The sequence below is a fragment of the Stenotrophomonas forensis genome (assembly GCF_028752115.1).
Lineage (GTDB): Bacteria > Pseudomonadota > Gammaproteobacteria > Xanthomonadales > Xanthomonadaceae > Stenotrophomonas > Stenotrophomonas forensis.
In genome coordinates, this window is record NZ_CP082270.1 from 2,185,257 (window position 1) to 2,208,217 (window position 22,961).

The window sequence follows — 22,961 nt, forward strand, 5'->3', positions numbered from 1 at the left end:
CATGAGTGCAACCCAGGCAGCGCCGGCACGAGACCGGTTGCGTATCGCCATCCAGAAGAGTGGCCGGCTGGCCGAACCCGCCCGCAACCTGCTCAGCGCCTGCGGCTTGAGCTGGCGCGAGAGCCGTGACAAGCTGTTCTGCTACGGCGAATCGCTGCCGGTGGACCTGCTGCTGGTGCGCGACGACGACATCCCCGGCCTGATCGCCGACGGCGTCTGCGACCTCGGCATCGTCGGTCGCAACGAGCTGGACGAACAGGCCGCGGCACGCCGCCAGATCGGCCTGCCCGACGCCTACCAGGCGCTGCGCGGGCTGGGCTTTGGCCAGTGCCGGCTGATGCTGGCGGTGCCCGAGGAATGGCAGTGGCAGGGTCCGGCGCAGCTGGCCGGTACCCGCATCGCCACCAGCTATCCGGCCATCCTCACGCAGTGGCTGGCCGAGCAGGGCGTGGACGCACAGGTGGTCGAGCTGTCCGGTTCGGTGGAAATCGCTCCGCGCCTGGGCACCGCCGACCTGATCTGCGATCTGGTGTCCAGCGGCGCCACGCTGCGCGCCAACCAGTTGACCCCGGTGCACAACCTGCTCGACAGCGAAGCGGTGCTGGCCGGTGCGGTGCGCGAGCCGGACGATGCGCGCGCCTCGCTGCGCGCGATGCTGCTGCGCCGCCTCGATGGCGTGGTGCAGCACCAGGACCGCAAGCTGCTGATGTTCCGCGCCAGCGAGGATCGCGTCGATGCGCTGGCACAGCTGCTGGCTGATGCCGAACCATTGGTGCGGCTGCCGGCCGATGGCGGCGCGCTGCGCCTGCAGACCATGTGCCCCGGCCCGTTGAGCTGGCAGCGCATGGAAGAACTCGAGCGCGCCGGTGCGCAGGGCCTGATGGTACTGAGCGTGGAGCGGTCGCTGGCATGAACCGTCTGATCTGGTCCCGACTTGATGAGCCCGCCCGCAGCGCGGCATTGACCCGCCCGGTGCAGACCGTGGCGCAGCAGACCCGCGATGCCGTGGCCGCGCTGATCGCGCAGGTGCGTGCACAGGGCGACGACGCGCTGCGTGCGATCACCGCGCGCTTCGATGGTGTCGAGCTGGCCTCGTTTGAAGTTTCCGAAGCCGAATTCGCTGCTGCCGAAGCCGCCGTGCCGGCCGAACTGCGCCAGGCGATGGTGGACGCCGCCGAGCGCATCGCGCGCTTCCACGCCGCCGGCATGGGCACGGGATACGCGGTGGAGACCGCGCCGGGCGTGGTCTGTGAACGCATGCTGCGGCCGATCGGCCGCGTCGGCCTGTATGTGCCGGCGGGCAGCGCGCCGCTGCCGTCCACGGCACTGATGCTGGGCGTGCCGGCACAGCTGGCCGGGTGCCCGCAGGTGGTGCTGTGCACGCCGCCGCGTGCCGATGGCAGCGCCGATCCGGCGGTGCTGGTAGCCGCCCGCCTGACCGGCGTGCAGCGCGTGTTCAAGCTCGGCGGCGCGCAGGCGATCGCCGCGATGGCCTATGGCACCGCCACCATCCCGGCCTGCGACAAGCTGTTCGGGCCGGGTAACAGCTTCGTCACCGAAGCCAAGCAGCAGGTCGCGCAGGGCGGCGCCGCCGCCATCGACATGCCGGCGGGCCCGTCGGAAGTGCTGGTGATTGCCGATGCCGGCGCCACCCCAGCGTTCGTCGCTGCCGATCTGTTGTCGCAGGCCGAGCACGGCCCGGATTCGCAGGTGCTGCTGCTGACCGATGACGCGGCGATGCTGGCCGCGGTTGAGGCGGAAGTAGAGCGCCAGGTGGCATTGCTGCCGCGGCAGCAGATCGCGCGCCAGGCATTGTCGGCGTCGCGGCTGATCCAGGTCGAGACGTTGGACGAGGCCTTTGCGATCAGCAACCGCTATGCGCCCGAGCACCTGATCCTGGCCCTGCGCGAACCGCGCGACTGGCTGGGCCAGGTGCAGGCCGCCGGCTCGGTGTTCCTCGGCGACTACACCCCGGAAGCACTGGGCGACTACTGCAGTGGTACCAACCACGTGCTGCCTACCGCCGGTGCCGCGCGTGCCTACAGTGGTGTCAGCGTGGCCAGCTTCCAGAACCTGATCAGCGTGCAGAGTGCCAGCGCCGACGGCCTGGCAGCGATTGGTGGCTGCGCGCGCATCATCGCCCGTGCCGAAGGACTGGATGCGCATGAGCGTGCGGTGGCGCTGCGCATGGAGGTGGCGGCATGAGCGCCATTGACGATGTGCTGGCGCTGGTGCGCCCGGATCTGCAGGCCTTCGCCGGCTACAGCTCGGCGCGCAGCGCGGCGGTGCAGGGTGAGGTCTGGTTGAACGCCAACGAATCGGCCTGGGCCAATCCGGCCGATGCCGCAGGCAGCAGCCGGCGCTATCCGGAACCGCAGCCGTTGGCGCTGCGTGAGGGCCTGGCAGCGCTGTACGGCGTGACGCCGCAGCAGCTGCTGGTCGGCCGTGGCAGTGACGAAGCCATCGATCTGCTGGTGCGCGCCCTGTGCGTGCCGGGTCGCGATGGCGTGCTGGTGACCTCGCCGGTGTTCGGCATGTATGCCGTCTGCGCGCGACTGCAGGGTGCGCCGTTGATTGATGTGCCGCTGGTCGATGGCGAGGATGGCTTGCGCGCCGATCTCGATGCGGTCATCCGCACGGCACGGGAGCAGAGCGCCAGGCTGGTCTTCCTGTGTGCGCCCTCCAACCCGGCTGGCAGCGATATGAGCCTGGCCGAGATCGAGCGCGTGGCGACTGCACTCCGTGGGCAAGCGCTGGTGGTCGTGGACGAGGCCTACGTCGAGTACGCGCAGCGTGCATCTGCGACTACGCTGTTGGCCGCGCATGCCAACCTGGCGGTGCTGCGCACGTTGTCCAAGGCGCATGCACTGGCTGCGGCGCGCGTCGGAGCCCTCATTGCCGCACCGGATCTGATCGCCGTGCTGCGCCGTTGCCAGGCGCCTTACCCGGTGCCGACCCCATGTGCGGAACTGGCCGTGCAGGCCCTGCAACCGGCTGCTCTGGCGCGCACCGCCGAGCGCGTGGCCACGGTCATCGGCGAGCGTAAGCGCCTGTTTGCCGCCTTGCCAGGTCTACCCGGCGTGCGCCGTGTTTACCGCTCGGCCGGCAACTACCTGCTGGTCCGCTTCGCCGACGCGCAGGCCGCATTCGACACGTTGCTGGAAGCCGGGGTGGTGGTGCGTGACCAGCGCGCCGCGCCGCAGCTGGGCGACGCGCTGCGCATCAGCATCGGCAGCCCCGAAGACAATGACCGCGTGCTTGCGGCCCTGTCGGCGCGGAGGGCCGCGGCATGACCCCGATCCTGTTCATCGACCGCGACGGCACCCTCATCGAGGAGCCGGCCGACTTCCAGATCGACGCCTACGAGAAGCTGCGCTTCGTGCCGCAGGTGATTCCGGCGCTGCTGAAGCTGCGCGACGCCGGCTACCAGTTCGTGATCGTCACCAACCAGGATGGCCTGGGCAGCGAGAGCTATCCGCGTGCCAGCTTCGAGGGTCCCAACGACCTGATGCTGCAGATCTTCGAAAGCCAGGGCATCACCTTCCGTGACGTCCTGATCGACTGCAGCTGGCCGCAGGACAATGCGCCGACCCGCAAGCCGGGCATCGGCCTGATGACGGCTTACCTGCAGGACCGCAGCATCGATTGGGCGCGTTCGGGCATGGTCGGCGATCGCATCACCGACCTGCAGTTCGCCGACAACCTGAACATCCGTGGCTTCCAGCTGCGCACCGAACAATTTGGTGGTGAGTGGGACTGGCCGGGCATCGCCCACGCCCTGGCCGACGCACCGCGTACCGCAGTGGTCCAGCGCAACACCAAAGAGACGAAGATCCGCGTTGAACTCGATCTGGACCGTGCCGGTGATGCGCGCGTCGCCACCGGCCTGCCGTTCTTCGACCACATGCTCGAACAGATCGGAAAGCACGGTGGCTTCGCGCTGGACATCCAGGCCGAGGGCGACCTGCACATCGACGAGCACCACACCATCGAAGACACGGGTCTTGCCCTGGGGCAGGCGCTGCGCGAAGCACTGGGCGACAAACGCGGCATTGGCCGCTACGGCTTCACTCTGCCGATGGATGAAACGCTGGCCAGCGCCGCGCTGGATTTCAGCGGACGCCCGTACTTCGTGTTCGAGGGCGAATTCAAGCGCGAGCGGGTGGGCGACATGCCAACCGAGCTGGTACCGCATTTCTTCCGCTCGCTGTGCGATGCCAGTGGCCTGAACCTCAACCTGCAGGTGCGCGGCGACAACGATCACCACAAAGTGGAGGCCTGCTTCAAGGCCCTGGCGCGCGCGTTGCGCCCGGCACTGGCCCGCCAGGGTACGGCGTTGCCGAGCACCAAGGGGGCGTTGTGAGCGACGTCGCGCTGATCGATGCCGGCGGCGCCAACCTGGGCTCGGTGCGCTATGCGCTCGAGCGCCTGGGGGCGACGGTACGGCTGGTGCGTGATGCGGACGGCCTGGTCGGCGCGCAGCGGGTGATTCTGCCGGGCGTGGGTGCCGCAGGCCCGGGCATGCAGCGCCTGCATGCGCAGGGGCTGGTGGAGCCGTTGCAGCGACTGGAGGTGCCGCTGATGGGCATCTGCCTGGGCATGCAGCTGCTGTTCGAGCGTTCCGAGGAAGCGGGCGTGGAGACACTGGGGCTGATTCCCGGGGTAGTGCGCAAGCTGGTGCCAGCCTGCGGCATCCGCGTGCCGCACATGGGCTGGAACCGCCTGCTGCCGCTGCGCGAATCGCTGCTGCTGCAGGGCGTACCGGAGCGCGCCAGCGCCTACTTCGTGCACAGCTATGCCGCGCCACTCAACACCCACACCGTCGCCGCCTGCGACCACGGGGGCCTGTTCACGGCCGTGGTGGAGCAGGGGCGCTATTACGGCGCGCAGTTCCATCCCGAGCGCTCGGGCGAAACCGGTTCACTGATGCTGCGCAACTTCCTCGAGGGCACTGCTGCATGAGCTTCATCGTCTACCCAGCGCTGGACATCCGTGATGGCCGCGTGGTGCGGCTGCGCCAGGGCGACTACGCGCAGGAGACCTCGTATGGCGATGATCCATTGCCGCGCGCGCAGGCCTTCGCCGCGCAGGGCGCGCAGTGGATGCACCTGGTTGACCTGGATGCGGCGCGTGCCGGTGGCTACACCCTGGCAGCGTTGCTGGCGGCGATCCGCGCGCAGACGACGCTGCAGGTGCAGACCGGCGGTGGCGTGCGTGGCCGCGACGACGTGGCACGCATTCTTGATGCCGGCGCCGGTCGCGTGGTGGTCGGTTCGCTGGCGGTGCGCCGCCCCGATGAGGTGGTCGGATGGCTCGATGAGTTCGGCGCCGAACGCATCACCATTGCGCTGGACGCGCGGCAGAATGCACAGGGCCAGTGGCAGCTGCCGGTGCACGGCTGGACCGAGAACGCGGGGGTGACGCTGGATGACCTGGCCCTGCGCTACGCGCGTGCCGGCATGCGCCACCTGCTGTGCACCGATATCGCCCGCGACGGCATGCTGGCCGGGCCGAACATCGGGCTGTACGCGCACCTCTCGGCGCTATTGCCGGGCGTGGCCGTGCAGGCGTCAGGCGGCATCCGTGACGTAGCCGATGTCGGCGAGGCGCGTGATGCCGGCTGCGGCGGCGCCATCCTCGGCAAGGCCTTGCTGGAGCAGCGCATGGACCTGGCGGAGGCGCTGGCATGTTGAGCCGCCGCATCATTCCCTGCCTGGATGTGCGCGATGGGCGCGTGGTCAAGGGCGTGCGCTTCCGCGATCACGTCGACATGGGCGACATCGCCGAGCTGGCACAGCGCTATCGCGACCAGGGCGCCGACGAGCTGGTGTTCTATGACATCGGCGCCAGCCCCGAGGCACGTTCGGTGGACGTGGCCTGGATCGAGCGCATCGCGCGCCTGATCGACATTCCGTTCTGCGTGGCCGGTGGCATCGACAGCGTGGAAACCGCGCGCCGCGTGCTGTTCGCCGGCGCCGACAAGGTGTCGATCAACTCGCCGGCGCTGGGCCGACCGCAGCTGATCACCGAGCTGGCGGACGAGTTCGGCGTACAGTGCGTAGTGGTTGGTGTCGACTCGGTACGCGAAGCTGACGGCCAGTGGCGGGTGCGCCGTTTCAGCGGCGACCCGGACAAGACCCAGGCGGTGCCGGTGCGCACCCTGGACTGGATCGTGGAGGCGCAGCAGCGAGGGGCCGGCGAAATCGTGCTGAACTGCATGGACAGCGATGGCGTGCGCCGTGGCTACGATATCGCCCAGCTGCAGCAGGCACGGGCCCTGTGCCAGGTGCCGCTGATCGCCTCCGGGGGTGCCGGTGCGATGGAGCATTTCGCCGAGGCCTTCGACCAGGCCGACGTCGACGGCGCTTTGGCTGCCAGTGTGTTCCACAGCGGCGCCATCGCCATTCCGGAATTGAAGCGCTACCTGCGCGGACAGCAGATCGAGGTGCGGGATGTCTATTGAAGTAAGGCCGTCACCGGACGCCTTGCAGGCGCTGGACTGGCGCAAGGGCGAGGGCCTGCTGCCGGCGGTGGTGCAGGATGCCGATACCCTGCAGGTACTGATGCTGGGCTATGTGAGCGCCGAATCGCTGGCGGCCACGCTGGCGATCGGTCACATGACCTTTTTCAGCCGCAGCAAGCAGCGCTTGTGGACCAAGGGCGAGCAGTCCGGCAACGTGCTGGTGGTGCAGTCGATCCGTGTCGACTGCGACGCCGATACGCTGCTGGTGATGGCACGTCCGGCGGGACCGACCTGCCATACCGGTGCCGAAAGCTGTTTCGACCAGGCGCCGAAGGACTTCCTGGGCGGGCTGGGCCAGCTGGTGGCGATGCGCGAGGCGCAGCGCCCGCCGGGCAGCTACACGACCAGCCTGTTCGAGGGCGGCATCCGCCGTATCGCACAGAAGGTGGGCGAGGAGGGCGTGGAAACCGCACTGGCGGCGGTGGCGCAGGATGATGAGGCGTTGTTGGGCGAGGCCTCGGATCTGCTGTATCACCTGCTGGTACTGCTGCGCGCGCGCGGGCTGTCGCTGGACGATGCGCGGGCGGTGCTGGAAAAGCGCCATCGTTGAGGAAGGCGTGCGGACCAACGGTCCGCACCCACCTCTGCAATGCAGCCGAGCATGGCTCGGCTCTACAATAGGGGGTCTTCTTCTTTCCCGGACCGTCCCATGAAACTGCCTGCCGCCTGGCTGTGCTGCCTGTTGCTGACTTCGCCGGCCTGGGCCGCGGATACCGTGGTCAGCGGCAAGGTCTATCTGGAGCGCGACGGCAAGCCGGGCCGGGGCGCGACCGATCCGGGCCTGGCCGGGGTGCAGGTCTCCAACGGCGAGACCATCGTCAAGACCGCCGCCGACGGCAGCTACAGCCTGCCGGTGCGCGATGGCCAGACCGTGTTCGTGATCAAGCCCGATGCCTACGCCTTCCCGAAGGCGGCCGACGGCCTGCCGTCGTTCTGGCGGCACTATCGCCCGAACGGTTCGCCGGCGCTGAAGTACGGCGGCATCGCCGCCACCAGTGACGTCACCCGCAACTGGGATTTCGCCCTGCAGGCGGACCGCCATGACAGCCGCCGTGGCTTCCAGATGCTGGTGTTCACCGATTCGCAGACTGCCAGCCTGAAGGACATCGGCTACTACCAGCAGTCGATCGTGGCGCCGCTGGTCGGCCAGACCAAGGCGCGCATGGGCACCACGCTGGGCGACATCGTCAACGACGACCTGGCCCTGTACCCGGCGATCAACAAGGTCACCACGTCGCTGGGCGTGCCGTGGTTCCATGTGCCGGGCAACCACGATCTCGACTTCGATGCGGCCAGCGACGCGCATTCGCTGGACAGCTGGCGCAACGTCTATGGCCCGGACACCTATGCGGTGGAAGAGGGCGGCGCCAGTTTCGTGTTCCTCGACGACGTGGTGTATGACCCCAAGGCCAAGCCGAAGTACGTCGGCGGCCTGCGCGAAGACCAGTTCACGTTCCTTGCCAGCTACCTGAAGGGCCTGCACAAGGACCGCCTGCTGGTGCTGGGCATGCACATCCCGCTATTCGACGCTGCGCCGGGGCGCGAGACGTTCCGTCACGCCGACCGCCAGCGCCTGTTCGACCTGCTCAAGGACTTCCGCAACGTGCTGGTGCTGAGCGGCCACAGCCACACCCAGCAACACGTCTACCACGGCAGGGCCGAGGGCTGGAACGGCGACAAGCCGCTGCACGAATACAACGTCGGTGCCAACTGCGGTGCGTTCTGGTCGGGGGTGAAGAATGCCGCCGGGGTACCGGACAGCACCATGAGCGATGGCACGCCGAAGGGCTACGCGCTGCTCGACGTCGCTGGCAACGGCAGCTATCGCCTGCAGTACCGCGTGGCCGGCAAGCCGGCCAGCGAGCAGATCGGCCTGCATGCACCGAAGGTACTGCGCCAGGGCGCCTACCCGGCGTGGGGCATCTACGCCAATGTCTACATGGGTGAGGATACCAGCGTGGTCGAGTACCGCGTCGATGGTGGCGCCTGGCAGCCGATGAAACAGGTCAGCCAGCCCGATCCGCGGCTGATGGTGGAGAACGTTGCCGACGACCTGGCCGTCACGCTGCGTGGCTATGACCGCTCGCCGGAGGCCACCGCGTCGCCGCACCTGTGGCGTGGCGCGCTGCCGACCGACCTGTCCGTGGGCAGCCACAAGGTCGAGGTGCGTTCCACCCAGCCCGACGGTGCGGTGTTCACGGCCACCACCAGCTACAGCCTGCAGACTGCCCAGCCCTGACCCGCGGCAGTGCCGCTCCAGCGAAAGGAACCCGCATGGATATCCGTTTCATGGCCGGCACTACGCCGGTCACCCTCAGCCGCCACTGGTTCACCGGCGCGATGCTGCTGCAGAGCGCCACCGAGAAGGTCTGGGTGCAGCATCCGTGGCACCCGGGCACGCATTTCTCGTTCTCGCTGGTACAGTCGTGGCTGCGCCACATCGCCGGCCATGAAGTGCTGGTCGAACGTACCCGGCCGCTGCTGTTCGCCGGTTTCCGCCCGCAGCGCCTGCGCGTGCTGGTGGATGGTGTGCAGGTGGCCGAGCAGGAAGGCATGTAGGCCAACCTGAACCACCGGCGTGCTAGGCAAAGCCGCCCCGATGCCTGAGAATCGGGGCGATTCAATCGATCCAAGCAGGCCCGCGTGACCATCGCAGCAGCGTCCCCGGTTTCCACCGACTCCGCCCGCGGCGGTCTTCCGCGCCGTCTCGTTGTCGCCGATGTCGGCGGCACCTTCGCTCGCCTGGCATTGGCCGAGACGCTGGCCGGGCAGCCGCCGCGCCTGGGCAGCCATCGCACCTATGCCTGCGCCGAGTATCCAAGCCTGGCCGCGATCCTGGCCGACTTCATCACAGGTCTTGGTCAGCCGGTGCAGACCGCGGTGGTGGCCATTGCTGGCCTGCTCGATGGCGATGTGCTGATCAACTCCAACCTGCCGTGGACGGTGTCGCTGTCGGCCAGCCGCGCGCAGTCGGGGCTGCACGAACTGCAGCTGATCAATGATTTCGAAGCGGTGGCGCTGGCCATTCCTTACCTGCAGGCCGATACCCTGGTGCCCTTGAACGGCGACGCCGATCCGGCGCAGGCGTTCCCGGCACTGGTACTGGGCGCCGGCACCGGACTCGGTGCCGCACTGCGCTTTGCCGATGGCGAACGCCCGGTGCTGGCCAGCGAGATCGGCCATGCCGCGCTCGGCGCGGGCAACGCGCTGGAGCTGCAGGTGCTGGGCAAACTGCTGCAGCGCTGGCCGCACGTGGACAACGAACGCGTGTTGTCCGGCAGTGGCCTGATGAACCTGTATCCGTGCCTGTGCGAACTGCGCGGCGCCACTCCGGTGTGGACCAGCACCGAGGCGCTGATCGGCGCCGCCCGCAGTGGCGAGGATGCGTTGGCGGTGGAGACCCTGCAGGTGTTCTGTGCCTGGTTGGGCAGCCTGGCCGGCGACGCGGCGATCGCCGTCGGCGCGCGCTCGGTGTACCTGGCCGGTGGCATTTCCGCGCATGTGCAGGATTTCCTGGCCGATGGCCGCTTCCGCGCGCGCTTCCTCAACAAGGGCGTGCTGAGCGAGGTGCTGCGCCAGGTGCCGGTATGGCGCGTGGAGCACGGCCAGCTGGGCGTGCTCGGTGCAGCGGTCTGGCACGCCGCACGGCAGCCCACGCACGACTGATCGGCAGGGCCGGCATCGGGCTGGTCGTGCATTGCAGACTGGGAGGGGAATATGGTGGATCGCAGGCAGTTCCTGCAGGCCGGTGCGCTGGCCGCAAGCATGGCGGCATTGCCGGGCGTGCAGGCGCGTACGCAGGGTGGGGCCAAGGTGGTTTCCACCTGGGATTTCGGCGTGCCGGCCAACCAGGCCGCATGGAAAGTGCTGGCCCAGGGGGGCAGCGCGCTGGATGCCGTCGAGGCGGGCGCACGCTGGGCCGAGAGCGAGCTGTGCAACCCCACCGTCGGTCATTGCGGCAATCCGGATCGCGACGGCGTGCTGAGCCTGGACGCCAGCATCATGGACGGTGACGGCCGCTGCGGTGCGGTGGCCGCGCTGGTGGACATCCTGCATCCGGTGTCGGTGGCGCGCAAAGTGATGGAGAACAGCCCGCACGTGCTGCTGGTGGGCGACGGCGCGCAGCAGTTCGCGATGCAGCAGGGTTTCGAGCGCAGACATCTGCTGACGCCGCAGGCCGAAGCCGCCTGGCGCGAATGGCTGAAGACCGAGAAGTACCAGCCGCAGATCAATGCCGAGCGCCGGGGCATCCCCGGCAACAGCGACAACCACGACACCATCGGCATGCTCGCGCTGGATGCCAAGGGCCACCTGGCCGGTGCCTGCACCACCAGTGGCATGGCCTGGAAGCTGCACGGCCGGGTCGGCGACAGTCCGATCATCGGTGCCGGCCTGTACGTCGACAACGAGGTCGGCGCCGCCACCGCGTCGGGCGTGGGTGAGGAGATGATCCGCAACGCCGCTTCTTTCCTGGTGGTCGAGCTGATGCGGCAGGGGCGCTCGCCGGCGCAGGCCTGCCGCGAAGCCATCGACCGCGTTGTGCGCAAGCGCCCGGAAGCGAGCAGGACGCTGCAGGTGTGCTTCCTGGCGATGAACAAGCAGGGCGAGGTGGGTGCCTATGCACTGCACCGCGGCTTCGTCTACGCGGTGTGCGATGCGCAGCGCCAGGATGACCTGCGCGATTCGCCATCGATCTACACGAGCACCCAGGCATGAGCACGCGACTGAGCCTGGAGATCGCCAGCAACTCGCTGGCTTCGGCGTTGGCCGCCCAGGCCGGCGGCGCAGACCGCATCGAGCTGTTCGACAACCTGGCCGAGGGCGGCACCACGCCGTCGTTCGCCAGCATCGCGATTGCCCGCGAACGCCTGTCGATTCCATTGTTCGTGCTGGTGCGGCCACGCCCGGGCGACTTCCATTACGACGCGCTGGAAACCGAACTGATGCTGCGTGACATCGCGCAGTGCCGCGCGCTGGGCTGCGATGGCGTAGTGATTGGTGCGCTGGACGTGCAGGGTGGCATCGACCTGCCGTTGTGCCGTGAACTGGTGCAGGCCGCCGGGCCGTTGCAGGTGACCTTCCATCGCGCTTTTGATGCAGCCCGCGATCTGCCGGCGGCGCTGGAGCAGGTGATAGGTCTGGGCTGCCAGCGGGTGCTGACCTCGGGTGGCCAGGTCAGCGCCGAGGCCGGGGCTGAGGTGCTGGCGGGCCTGGTCACGCAGGCCGCTGGCCGTATCACGGTGATGGCCGGCGCGGGGCTGGCCCCGGGCAACATCGCGGGCGTCGCGCGACGCAGCGGCTGTACCGAACTGCATGCTTCAGCCAAGGGCCTGCGACGCTCGGCCATGCAGTTCCATAATCCGGCGCTGCGCGGCCTGGACCCGGACTGGAGCCAGACCGCCACCGCGACCGTGGCGGCACTACGGCAAGCGCTGGACGGCTGATCGCAAGCCCCGGGGTCGGATCCCTTCGCAGCAGGGCTCTGACCCCACCCGGATACGCACGCGTTGCCGAAAAGTGACGCTTTTGACGCGTGCGGATGGCCAGGCCGTCCGCCAAACAGCGGAATGCAGGGGCATCCGTACTTTGGGATGGACGATCTGGTTGGGAGTGCCGACAGTGGGCCCAACGCTTGGTGGCAACGATTCTCCTTCTGCATGCCTCGACTGCTCTTGCTGTTTCTGTGTTTGCTGCCCGCCGCCGTAACAGCTGCGGAAGAGGGGCAGTCACCCGTATTGATCTGGAGGGCTGCCGGTCCCGAGGGAAACCGCATCGACGCTGTCGTGGACGGGGTGACGCTGACTCCCGCTGCGAAAGGTGCGTTCGTCGACACGCGCATACATCCGGTTGGAATCCAGCGCTTTCGGGCGGTGTACCAGGTATTCGATTCAAACGCCGATAATCCGATGGGCCGTTGCGGTGCGGGGCACGAGATTCATCTCTTCGTCTACGAACTGATCCCGCCCACGCCTGTCGAGCGGGGCAGGATACTGATCAGTAGTTGCCTTGAGGCGTTGTCTCTGGATAGCCAGAATTCAGGGCGACCCGGCAGTGAGTCCGACTTTTCCTCCGTGGTCTGGCAGAACAACGGGTTCACCATCAAGTGGTGGGCTGGCGGGCCCGACGGAAAGGCCTCAAGCCGCTATGTGCTTCGCAATGGCCGTATTGTCCCGGCTCAATCGGGCGAGGGAAGCCGCTGAGGGCGGACAAAACCGTTCCGCGCGCGGTTGTCGCGATCGTGTCATCGATCCGTGGGCCGTTCTCTCAGCATTGTCTGACAACTATTTGATTGTCATGGCCAACGGCGGCCGGTAGCGGCAATCCGCGGCCTGTTGCTGCGTCGCCGCATGCCGGATGTGGTTCAGCTGTGCTTTAGTTTGGATCGATCCACAGGGGAGGGTGCCGCATCGGTCCTGGACCGATCCAGGCGCCCGGATCAGCCGTAGTGCCGCGCCACCACCCGTCCGTGCGTCCACACCTTCGAAGAGCAACCACCCATGGCTCAGTCCGTCCGCAAGCGCCGTCACCTGCTGTCCCAGGCTCTGGTCCTGGCCCTGTTGCCCCTGGCGGCCAGCGCGCAGGAAAGTTCCAGTTCGTCCACCAAGGATCTCGATGCGGTCACCGTTACCGGCTCGCGCATCAAGCGCGCCAGCGTCGAAGGCCCGGCGCCGGTCAACGTGATCACCGCCGCGCAGATCCAGAAGGAGGGCTTTGTCAGCGTGTACGACGCGCTGAAGACCCTCACCGAAGCAACCGGTACCGTCGAAGCGGCGTCGCAGTGGGGCTCGCATACGCCCAATGCCAGCGGCCTGAACCTGCGCGGGATGGGCCCGAACCGCTCGCTGCTGCTGGTCAACGGCCGTCGCGTGGCCGACTACCCGCTGCCCTATGGCGGTGAAACCAACTTCTCCAACTACGGCAACATCCCGGCTGCGGCGGTCGAGCGCATCGAGGTGCTGACGGGCGGTGCCTCGGCCATCTATGGCTCGGACGCGATCGCCGGCGTGGTCAACGTCATCCTGAAAACCAACTATGACGGCGACGAAGTACGCGTGCGCGGCGGTACTTCCACTGAAGGCGGCCGCGATACCTGGGACCTGTCCTGGGCCGGCGGCAAGACCGGCGACACCTGGAGCGTGACCTACGCGCTGCAGTACACCAAGCGCGATCCGTTGTTCGGCCGCGATCGCCCGCAGATGGACGATGCCGACGACGCGCCGTATCCCTCCTGGAACATGGAACAGCGCAAGGTCGGCTTCCGACCCACCGCCGGCCTGGCGCTGATCGATCCCACCACCGGCCAGCGCCTGGCGCCGCCGGCAGGCACCTGCGAGAAGTTCAACGGCGAGTACTACACCGCCGATCGCCTGGTCTACAACTACGCCGCCAACACCATCACCAACACCGGCCGCCTGTGCGGTATGAGCGCCGACTACGCCAACTGGCTGTTGACCGGCGGCGCCGAGAACGTCTCTGGCAACCTGTACGCCACCTTCGATTTCAGCAATGACCTGCAGGCGTGGACCAACCTGGCGGTGTATCACTCCGAAGCCATCTGGGGCACCAACCCGCCCGGCGTGTCGCTGATCGACGATGACAATGGCTACTACTGGGATGCGAACCGCAACCGCCCGATCCTCGGCGTGCGCCAGTTCACTCCGAACGAAGTGGGCGGCCTGGACACGCTGCGCAACACCAACCGCGAACTGTCCTGGGATTGGAGCGCGGGCCTGCGTGGTCGCCTGGCCGATCGCTTCGACTGGAGCGCGACGGTGGGGCGCTCGTACTACCGCGTGGAAGAACGGCAGAACGTGGTGGACAAGCAGAAGTCCTACGACTACTTCCTCGGCCCACGTCTGGGCACCACCGCCGGGGGTGAAGCGATCTATGCGTTGAACGAATCGCGCTGGTGGAATCCGCTGACGCCGGATCAGTACTGGCAGATGGGGACCGTGGCGAAGAATCGCGCCAGCTCGTGGGTCAACCAGGCCTCGGCGGACATCACCGGTGAACTGGTCCAGGGCTGGGCCGGTCCGATTTCGTTCGCCGCCGTGGCCGAAGTGGCGCAGCAGGGTTATCACCTCAGTCCTGATCCACGCGCCGGCATCGACTTCGACCTGCAGAACGTCGACCGCGGTGGCGGCGAGCGCACGCGCTACTCAGCCGGCATCGAGTTCAAGATCCCGCTGCTGGACAGCGTGATCGCCACCGCGGCGGCGCGCTATGACCGCTATGGCAGCTACAAGGCCGACGACAGCGCCGAGGCCCTGAACATCGGCAGCCAGAAGGAAACCACCTGGAACGTCGGGCTGGAATGGCGCCCGGTCGAATCGCTGCTGGTGCGCGGCTCGTATGCCACCAGTTTCCACGCGCCGGACATGCACTACCTGCTGGGCCAGCCGAGCAGTTCCGAAGTGCAGACCTATGACCGCCTGCGCTGCATCCAGAGCGGTGCTTACCTGGTCAACAACTGCGGCGTGGGCAACACCGACGTCTGGTACACGTTCGATGTGAACCGGCGCGGCACGCCGCTGCTGCGCTCGGAAACCGGTGATTCGTGGACGGTCGGCTTCGTCTGGGACGTGATGCCGAACCTGTCGGTCAGCGCCGATTACTGGGCGATCAAGCTGGAAGACATGATCGTCGACGTCGGTGCCGACGAAGTGCTGGCCAGCGAGGCCGGCTGCCTGACCGGCAAGAACATGGACGGCACGCCGTGGGCCAATCCGGCCGGCGGCGAGTACTGCGCGGGCATCCTGGCGCGCGTGAACCGTGACAGCAACGGACGCCTGGTGTCGATCGAGCGTGGCCCGTTCAACCTGGCCAGCCGCGAGGTACGCGGCATCGACCTGACCGCGCGCTACCGCCTGGAGACCGCGCAGTGGGGCAGCTTCCAGCTGGGCGTGAACTACACCAACCAGATCTCGACCAAGGAACAGCGCTACGCCGCCGACCCGAACCCGGAACGCCGCGACCGCGACCTGCGCAGCAAGCTGCGCGCAAGCCTGGCCTGGCAGCGTGGCAACTGGAACGCCAATGTCTATGCCGACCGCATCGGCTCGGTGCCGGGCGTGCGCTACCACTGGGGTACCGACCGCCTGGACAACCCCGGCGGCTGCCTGCCGTTCGCCGATGGTTACGTGCCCAGTGACAGTCCGTCGCTGAACTGCCTGGAGCCGGCGACCCGACCGGACGGCTCGCCCAATCCGAACCCGAACGCCGGCCAGCAGACCGCGCGCTACTACGGCCGGGTCGGGCCGTTCATCACCTGGAACTTCAACGTGGGTTACCAGGTGACCGAACGCGCCAAGGTCAATGTCTACGTCAACAACGCGTTCAATTCGGCCAGCTGGAACCACAAGGACCCGTACAAGCTGGACTACGACTTCGCCCCGACCCGCCTGCTCGGCGCGGTCGGCCGCGAGTTCGCACTGGAGTATGTGTTCACCTTCTGACGAGACCCACCTCCGGCGGTAGATCCACGCCATGCGTGGATATGGACACCTGGATGCCCATTCAGGAAATGCGGACAGGCTGGATTTGACCTTCCCACGATGGCAAGGTTTAGCCTGTCCGCATCCAGAAGGAATCCATGGGAATCCGATCATGAGTACACCCCGCGCCACCGCAGCCCCCGCCAGCCTGCCCACCATCAGCCTGCCCATCGAGGGCATGACCTGCGCCAGCTGCGTGGGCCGGGTCGAAGCGGCGCTGTCCAAGGTCGAGGGCGTGGGCAGCGTCTCGGTCAACCTGGCCACCGAACGTGCGGATATCCGTGCGTCCGGTCCGGTCGATCGCGCCGCGCTGATCCAGGCGGTGGAGCGGGTGGGCTACGACGTGCCCGCTGCGACCCTCGAGCTGGCGGTGGAGGGCATGACCTGCGCGTCTTGCGTCGGTCGTGTCGAGCGCGCGCTGCGCGCGGTGCCCGGTGTCAGCGAAGCCAGCGTGAACCTGGCCACCGAGCGCGCCACGGTGCGTGGCGTGGCCGACGTGGCCGCGCTGGTGGCGGCCATCGACAGGGTCGGCTATGCCGCCCATGCCATCGAGGCTGGGGTTCAAGCGGATGACGAAGCGACGGAAAAGAAGGACGCCGAGCGCGCGCAACTGAAGCGCGACCTGATCGTGGCCGCCGCGCTGGCGCTGCCGGTGTTCGTGCTGGAAATGGGCTCGCACCTGATTCCCGGCATGCACGGCTGGGTGATGGCCACCCTCGGCATGCAGGCCAGCTGGTACCTGCAGTTCGTACTGACCCTGCTGGTGCTGGCCATTCCCGGCCGCCGTTTCTACCAGAAGGGTTTCCCGGCACTGCTGCGGCTTGCGCCGGACATGAACTCGCTGGTGGCGGTGGGCACCGCTGCGGCATTCGGCTACTCGGTGGTGGCGACCTTCGCGCCGAGGCTGTTGCCGGCGGGCACGGTGAACGTCTACTACGAAGCCGCGGCGGTGATCGTCGCGCTGATCCTGCTCGGTCGCTTGCTTGAGGCGCGCGCCAAGGGCCGCACGTCCGAGGCGATCAAGCGCCTGGTCAACCTGCAGGCCAAGGTCGCGCATGTGATCCGGGACGGCCGCGCGGTCGATATCCCGGTCGACGAGGTGATGAGTGGCGACGTGGTGGAAGTGCGTCCGGGCGAGCGTGTGCCGGTCGATGGCGAAGTGGTCGAGGGCCGCAGCTATATCGACGAGTCGATGATCAGCGGCGAGCCGATTCCGGTAGAGAAGCAGCCGGGCAGCAGCGTGGTCGGCGGCACCGTCAACCAGAAGGGGGCGCTGACCGTGCGAGCCACGGCGGTAGGCGCGCAGACCATGCTGGCGCAGATCATCCGCATGGTCGAGCAGGCGCAGGGCTCGAAGCTGCCGATCCAGGCGGTGGTCGACAAGGTCACGCTGTGGTTCGTGCCGGCAGTGATGCTGGCCGCACTGGCGACCTTCCTGGTCTGGTTGATCTTCGGCCCGTCGCCGGCGCTGAGTTTCGCGCTGGTCAATGCCGTGGCGGTACTGATCATCGCCTGCCCCTGCGCGATGGGGCTGGCCACGCCGACGTCGATCATGGTCGGTACCGGTCGAGGCGCCGAGATGGGCGTGCTGTTCCGCAAGGGTGAAGCGCTGCAGTTGCTGAAGGATGCGCAGGTGGTTGCGGTGGACAAGACCGGTACGCTGACCGAAGGGCGTCCGCGATTGACCGATCTCGAGATCGCCGACGGTTTCGATCGCAGCACGGTGCTGGCAGCGGTGGCGGCAGTGGAGTCACGCTCGGAGCACCCGATTGCCCGTGCCATTGTTGATGCGGCGACCGGGCAGGGCATTGCGCTGTCGACCCTGCTCGACTTCGAATCGGTCACCGGCATGGGCGTGCGCGCCCGTGTCGATGGAGCCCGGGTCGAGGTCGGTGCTGATCGCTTCATGCGCGATCTTGGCGTGGACATCACCGCGTTCTCGACGCTGGCGGCGGACCTCGGCACGCAGGGCAAGTCGCCGCTGTATGCAGCCATCGATGGACGCCTGGCGGCGATCATCGCGGTATCCGACCCGATCAAGCCGAGCACGCCGGCCGCAATCGCGGCGTTGCACCAGCTGGGCCTGAAGGTGGCGATGATCACCGGCGACAATGCCGGTACCGCGCAGGCCATCGCACGCCAGCTGGGCATTGATGAGGTGGTGGCCGAGGTGCTGCCGGAAGGCAAGGTCGAAGCGGTGCGCCGGCTCAAGGCCACGCATGGGCACGTCGCCTTCGTCGGCGACGGCATCAACGATGCACCGGCGCTGGCCGAGGCCGATGTCGGCCTGGCGATCGGTACCGGCACCGACATCGCGGTGGAGTCGGCCGATGTGGTGCTGATGTCGGGCAACCTGCAGGGCGTGCCGAATGCCATTGCGCTGTCGAAGGCAACGCTGGGCAACATCCGGCAGAACCTGTTCTGGGCCTTCGCCTACAACACCGCGCTGATCCCGGTCGCGGCAGGTGTGCTGTACCCGGTCTGGGGCGTGCTGCTGTCGCCGGTGTTCGCGGCCGGTGCCATGGCCTTGTCCAGCGTGTTCGTGCTGGGCAACGCGCTGCGCCTGCGCCGCTTCCAGGCGCCGATGGCGGACGCCCCCGCCGCGAGCCATTGAAAAGGAGAGAGCCGCATGAACATCGGTGAAGCTGCCAAGGCCTCCAGTGTTTCGGCGAAGATGATCCGCTACTACGAGCAGATCGGCCTGATTCCTGCGGCCGATCGTACCGAGTCGGGCTATCGCGCGTACTCGCAGGCGGACATCCACCGCCTGCGTTTCATCCGCCGCGCCCGCGATCTCGGCTTCCAGGTGGCCGAAATCACTGACCTGCTGGGTCTGTGGAACGACACCTCGCGGCACAGTGCCGACGTCAAGCGCCTGGCCGAGCAGCACATTGCCGACCTGGAACAGCGTATCGAAAGCATGCGGCAGATGGCCGACACGCTGAAGTCGCTGATCAGCTGCTGCGCGGGTGACGAGCGCCCGGAGTGCCCGATCCTGCAGCGGCTGGGTGACGGCGACGAGTTGCCGGTGCCGGTCGATGCAGCGAAGACCGGCGCGGTGCGGCGGCGCGCGCACAAGCATTGAACCCACACCGCATGCATGAAAAAGCCCGCCGGGTGCAGTTGCACCCGGTGGGCCTGGTGTTGCGGGGCAGGGTGGCAGGTCAGGGAGTACGCGGCGGGAAACCGGCATCGTTCACTGCGGCGAAGACCTGCTCCTGCGATGCGGTGGTCTGCACCTTGACCAGGCCGGTCGGCGGATCGGCGACCACGCTGGCATTCGGATCGATCTGCTGGATGGCGCGGGTCACGCTGCGTGCGCAGCCGCCGCAGGTCATGCCGTCGACATGGAATTCCATCTGTAGCTCCTTCGGTGCTCTTGGGGGTGGAGCCAGTGTGCACCTTCCAACGATGGCAGGGTCAAGCGCTGGGCTGAAGTGAAAACGGCAGCCACCTGTACCAGCGCGGCTGCCGTGGAGGAACGTCCCCGCCGGAGCGGGGCGTGGATTGCGCCGGGGCAGGCCCGGGCAACCCGGTGTTGGCTTAGAACTTCCAGGTCAGGCCGACGTAGTACTGGCGGCCGGAGTAGGTGTTCGACAGCAGGCGGGCCTTGGTGTCGTTGCCCAGATGCACGCGCTGCTCGGACTTGGTGACGTTGAGTACCGACGCGGTCAGCGCCAGATCCTCGCGGATGTTGTACGCGGCATTCAGATCCAGCTGGTCGTACGGCTCGGAGTAGGAGCTGAAGCCATTGTTGAGACCACCGACCACCACGCCACGGCGGTTGTACGAGGCACGCGCCAGGAACTTCTCGTTCTCGTAGAACATGGTGAAGTTGGCCTGGTTCTTGGCACTGCCTACCAGCGGCGAAGAACCGATCTGTTCGCCGTTGATCTCTACCGACGCCAGGTTGGTGTCGTTGTAGGTGTAGTTGGCCTGGAAGCCGAGGCCGAAGTCGAGGGTGTACTGGCCGTAGATTTCCACGCCCTGCGACACGCCATCGCGGCCGTTGGCCTGGGTCTCGTACTTCTGCACGGTCACGCTCTGGCCGCCGACGTTCATCTGCTGGTCGCGTACCACCGGCACGGTGAAGTTCTTGACGTCCTTGCGGAACACGCCGATACCGGCGACGGCGCCCGGCTTGAAGTACCACTCCAGGCTCAGGTCGTACTGGGTCGCCTTGAACGGTTCCAGTTCCTTGTTGCTCCCCGAACCATACCAGCCCGGGTTGACGGCGCCGCCAGCAACGCGACGATCATTGCTGTACTCATCGGAGTAGTAGCTCAGGCCGCCTGGATAGGCGATGTTGGTGTAGCTGGGGCGGGCGATGACCTTCGACGCTGCACCGCGCAGCACCAGCGAATCGGTGATGTCCCAGGCGATGTTGAAGCTCGGCAGGAAGTCGGTATAGGTCTTGTCCAGGGATGCCAGCTCGTAGGTCTTCACCCGGGCCATGCTGTCGGGCAGGCGCACGAAGCCGCTTTCGCAACCATAGCCAGCGTTCGAGCCGAGCAGTGCGGCCGCCGAGGGATCGGTGCACGCCAGCGGCGAACCGGCCGCGTTGTCAGCGAAATAGTCGTTGAAGCGCTCGACCGAATCGCTGGAGGCGGCATGCTGCTTGGTCCGTGCGACGCGCACGCCGATGTTGCCGCGCAGGCGCTCGGTGCGGAAGTTCGCCTGGAAGTAGCCCGAGTACACTTTTTCCTGCACGTCGTAGACGAAGTCGTCCTCGGTGCGGTTCTGCACGCCGCCGTAGCGGTTGTTCAGATAATCGATGTAGGCCGGGTAGTTGATGCCCGGGAACACATTGGCATTGAACGCACCGGCGATATTGCCCATCGGCTGCGACAGGAAGAAGCCCGGCTGTGCGATGCCCGCGGTGGAATCACAGCCGGCCTGGTAGCGCTTGCTGTAGTCGCTCGGGTCCGCGCCCTGGCAGACCCAGTAGGTGTTGCCGGTGTTGCGATGGACCTTGCCGTCGCTGTACTTGGCCCCGAACTGGATTGAATCCAGCCAGCCGGCTTCGAACAGCTTGGTGACATCGGCCTGGAAGTGGTTCTGCTTGACCTCGGTGCGCTTCCACGACGAGTCGGTGGAGCCGGTGTCCACTTCGGCAATGCCGGCCATCAGCTGTTGCTGCAGGTCGGGCGAGAAGTTCACCGACGGCGTGCCGGTCAGGTCCCAGGAGGTGGCGGTGTTGCCTGCCTGCCACTGGCCATCGACCTGGCGGCGCGGTTTGGCCGACATGCGGAAGTTCATCGACGGGCCGCCTTCCGACCAGGTCCGGCCACCGGCAAAGCTGGCCTTCCACAGCGGGCTGATGTCCCAATCGATGGTCAGGTCGGCGGTCTGCGACAGCGCCTTTTCCTTGCTGTAGGTGCCGGTCAGCTGCGGGGTGGGAATGGTGCAGTCATCCGGACCCCAACCACCTGGGCGCAGGCCGGCAGCAGCCGCCTCTTGTTCGCTGCAGATGTAGTTGCGGCCCGGCTGCATCTGGTACTGCGCCCCGGTCACGATGGTGCCGCTCGGGTCCATGGTGAAGCCGTTGAGCATGCGGCCGCCTTCCCAGTTGCCGTCGCCGGCTACGCGAGCCAGGTTCCATTCCGGAACCTTCAGCATGTTCTGGGTGTAGTCACCCTGCAGCTCGAATCGGAAGTAGTTGGCCGTCATCGTGACATTGTCGAGCGGCTTGAACTGGAACGTCAGCTGCCCGCCGGTGCGCTCGCGGCGCTCATCACGCACGGCGAAGTTGACCGAGGTCGGCATGAAGAAGCCGGAGTAATGGCCGCCGTTCTGGTTGTAGATGCCCGAGCGGCCCCAGAACTGCGAGGCGTCCGGCAGCGCGTTGCCATGGACGTCCACGGCCGGATTGCGGGTGCGGCCGGGAGCGTTCCAGACATAGTCATGGATGACGGCGCCGTTGGCGTCCACACGGTCGCTGTACCACTGCCAGTCTTCAGTGCTGACTTCCATGCTGCGGTTGGTGCGGACCTGCTTGGTCGCACCGATCAGCAGGCCGAAACGCTCATCCTCGCTGTGCCAGGAGTACATCGCCGACGCCTGCGGGTCGACACCGCTGCTGGTGTCGGACGAGGTGCCTTCCATCGAGGCAAAACCCGAGTTGGCCTTCATGTCCAGCGGGCGGCGGGTACGCAGGATGACGGTACCACCGATGCCGCCTTCGTCGATGCGTGCTTCCGGGGTCTTGTACAGCTCCGCCGCCGACAGCATGTTCGAGGGCAGCAGGGTGTAGTTGAACGAACGCGATGCTTCGTCGTTGGTTTCCGAGGTGGCGACGTAGTTGCCGTTCAACTGGGTCAGGGTCAGATCCGAGGCGAGGCCACGCACGCTGACGTTCTTACCTTCACCGCCGCTGCGGGTGATGATCACGCCGGGCACGCGCTGTAGTGCGTCGGCGACGTTCTTGTCGGGGAACTTGCCGACGTCCTCGGCGGTGATCACTTCGACCACGGCGTTGGCGTCGCGTTTCTGTTCGAGGCTCTTCTCGATGGCGTAGCGGTAGCCGGTGACCTGGACGCTGTCCAGATTGGTGGCGTCCTGCGAGCCGGTGGAAGCGGCCTGCTGCGCGGCGGCGCCGGCCGGAACGACGGCGGCGGCCAGGGCCAGCGCGATGGCCAGTGACAATGCGTCCTGGCCGTGCGTGCGTGTTGAATGCTTCATTCCCATCTCTCCCTCTCTCCTGGATTGATCCGGTGACGTGGCACGGACAACTTGAATCGATCTAATTTGAAGTGACATTGTCGCTATCGCCATGCAGTGGCAGTAGCACCGTGCGCATGGCCTGGTACGTCCTGTGACTGCTTCCCCAACTCCCGGCCATCGCAATGTCGTCTTGGATCGATCTAAGCGATGGGCGGGCGTTTTTTAGCATGGGTCGCCCGCGGGCGCATGCTGCTGCGCAATATGGTACTGGCGTGGCGAAG

Annotated in this window: 19 protein-coding genes; 17 read left to right on the forward strand and 2 right to left on the reverse strand. The window is 67.1% G+C overall.

The window, feature by feature from the left end:
* Position 1 precedes the first annotated feature (1 nt).
* The 17 genes from hisG to cueR all read left to right on the forward strand — a co-directional run bounded on the left by hisG (position 2) and on the right by cueR (position 19,102).
* Positions 2–913 carry an ATP phosphoribosyltransferase gene (gene hisG / locus K5L94_RS10400; protein ID WP_274512549.1) on the forward strand — a complete coding sequence of 304 codons (912 nt, stop codon included), beginning with the start codon at positions 2–4 and terminating at the stop codon, positions 911–913.
* Complete coding sequence (gene hisD, locus K5L94_RS10405) at positions 910–2,205, forward strand: histidinol dehydrogenase (protein WP_274512551.1); 1,296 nt, start codon at positions 910–912, stop codon at positions 2,203–2,205. Before hisG ends, hisD begins: the two co-directional genes overlap by 4 nt.
* Positions 2,202–3,293, forward strand: a complete 1,092-nt coding sequence (gene hisC, locus K5L94_RS10410) for a histidinol-phosphate transaminase (protein WP_053449597.1) — start codon at positions 2,202–2,204, stop codon at positions 3,291–3,293. Before hisD ends, hisC begins: the two co-directional genes overlap by 4 nt.
* Positions 3,290–4,363 (forward strand): bifunctional histidinol-phosphatase/imidazoleglycerol-phosphate dehydratase HisB, encoded by a 1,074-nt coding sequence (hisB, locus tag K5L94_RS10415; protein WP_053449598.1) that lies wholly within the window; start codon positions 3,290–3,292, stop codon positions 4,361–4,363. The genes hisC and hisB overlap by 4 nt, the downstream gene beginning before the upstream one ends.
* Positions 4,360–4,962, forward strand: a complete 603-nt coding sequence (gene hisH, locus K5L94_RS10420) for an imidazole glycerol phosphate synthase subunit HisH (protein ID WP_008268504.1) — start codon at positions 4,360–4,362, stop codon at positions 4,960–4,962. Before hisB ends, hisH begins: the two co-directional genes overlap by 4 nt.
* Positions 4,959–5,693, forward strand: a complete 735-nt coding sequence (gene hisA / locus K5L94_RS10425; RefSeq protein ID WP_053449599.1) for a 1-(5-phosphoribosyl)-5-[(5-phosphoribosylamino)methylideneamino]imidazole-4-carboxamide isomerase — start codon at positions 4,959–4,961, stop codon at positions 5,691–5,693. Before hisH ends, hisA begins: the two co-directional genes overlap by 4 nt.
* Positions 5,687–6,463: an imidazole glycerol phosphate synthase subunit HisF gene (gene hisF, locus K5L94_RS10430; RefSeq protein ID WP_053449600.1), complete on the forward strand. Its 777-nt coding sequence runs from the start codon at positions 5,687–5,689 to the stop codon at positions 6,461–6,463. Before hisA ends, hisF begins: the two co-directional genes overlap by 7 nt.
* Positions 6,453–7,073, forward strand: a complete 621-nt coding sequence (gene hisIE, locus K5L94_RS10435; protein WP_053449601.1) for a bifunctional phosphoribosyl-AMP cyclohydrolase/phosphoribosyl-ATP diphosphatase HisIE — start codon at positions 6,453–6,455, stop codon at positions 7,071–7,073. The genes hisF and hisIE overlap by 11 nt, the downstream gene beginning before the upstream one ends.
* A gap of 99 nt (positions 7,074–7,172) precedes the next feature.
* Positions 7,173–8,762: a calcineurin-like phosphoesterase C-terminal domain-containing protein gene (locus tag K5L94_RS10440; RefSeq protein ID WP_053449602.1), complete on the forward strand. Its 1,590-nt coding sequence runs from the start codon at positions 7,173–7,175 to the stop codon at positions 8,760–8,762.
* 35 nt (positions 8,763–8,797) lie between these two features.
* Positions 8,798–9,082 (forward strand): hypothetical protein, encoded by a 285-nt coding sequence (locus K5L94_RS10445; RefSeq protein ID WP_006436871.1) that lies wholly within the window; start codon positions 8,798–8,800, stop codon positions 9,080–9,082.
* Between the two features lie 84 nt (positions 9,083–9,166).
* Complete coding sequence (locus K5L94_RS10450) at positions 9,167–10,189, forward strand: glucokinase (protein ID WP_053449603.1); 1,023 nt, start codon at positions 9,167–9,169, stop codon at positions 10,187–10,189.
* Between the two features lie 51 nt (positions 10,190–10,240).
* Positions 10,241–11,239, forward strand: coding sequence for a glycosylasparaginase (locus K5L94_RS10455; protein WP_274512552.1), 999 nt, complete (start codon positions 10,241–10,243; stop codon positions 11,237–11,239).
* Positions 11,236–11,967, forward strand: coding sequence for a copper homeostasis protein CutC (locus K5L94_RS10460; RefSeq protein WP_053449605.1), 732 nt, complete (start codon positions 11,236–11,238; stop codon positions 11,965–11,967). Before K5L94_RS10455 ends, K5L94_RS10460 begins: the two co-directional genes overlap by 4 nt.
* A gap of 213 nt (positions 11,968–12,180) precedes the next feature.
* On the forward strand, positions 12,181–12,723 hold the full coding sequence (locus K5L94_RS10465; protein ID WP_053451294.1) for a hypothetical protein: 543 nt from the start codon (positions 12,181–12,183) through the stop codon (positions 12,721–12,723).
* A 297-nt stretch (positions 12,724–13,020) separates the two neighbouring features.
* A complete protein-coding gene (locus tag K5L94_RS10470; protein ID WP_274512553.1) occupies positions 13,021–15,978 on the forward strand; it encodes a TonB-dependent receptor plug domain-containing protein in 2,958 nt (985 codons plus the stop codon).
* 151 nt (positions 15,979–16,129) lie between these two features.
* Complete coding sequence (locus K5L94_RS10475; RefSeq protein WP_274512554.1) at positions 16,130–18,631, forward strand: heavy metal translocating P-type ATPase; 2,502 nt, start codon at positions 16,130–16,132, stop codon at positions 18,629–18,631.
* Between the two features lie 15 nt (positions 18,632–18,646).
* The gene (gene cueR, locus K5L94_RS10480; protein WP_274512555.1) at positions 18,647–19,102 is read left to right on the forward strand and encodes a Cu(I)-responsive transcriptional regulator; all 456 of its coding nucleotides are present in this window, start codon (positions 18,647–18,649) and stop codon (positions 19,100–19,102) included.
* Between the two features lie 79 nt (positions 19,103–19,181).
* Here the strand turns inward: cueR and K5L94_RS10485 are convergent, their stop codons facing one another.
* Entirely contained in the window at positions 19,182–19,376 is a 195-nt protein-coding gene (locus tag K5L94_RS10485) for a heavy-metal-associated domain-containing protein (protein ID WP_053449609.1), read from the reverse strand.
* A 184-nt stretch (positions 19,377–19,560) separates the two neighbouring features.
* The gene (locus K5L94_RS10490) at positions 19,561–22,704 is read right to left on the reverse strand and encodes a TonB-dependent receptor (protein ID WP_274512556.1); all 3,144 of its coding nucleotides are present in this window, start codon (positions 22,702–22,704) and stop codon (positions 19,561–19,563) included.
* Positions 22,705–22,961 lie beyond the last annotated feature (257 nt).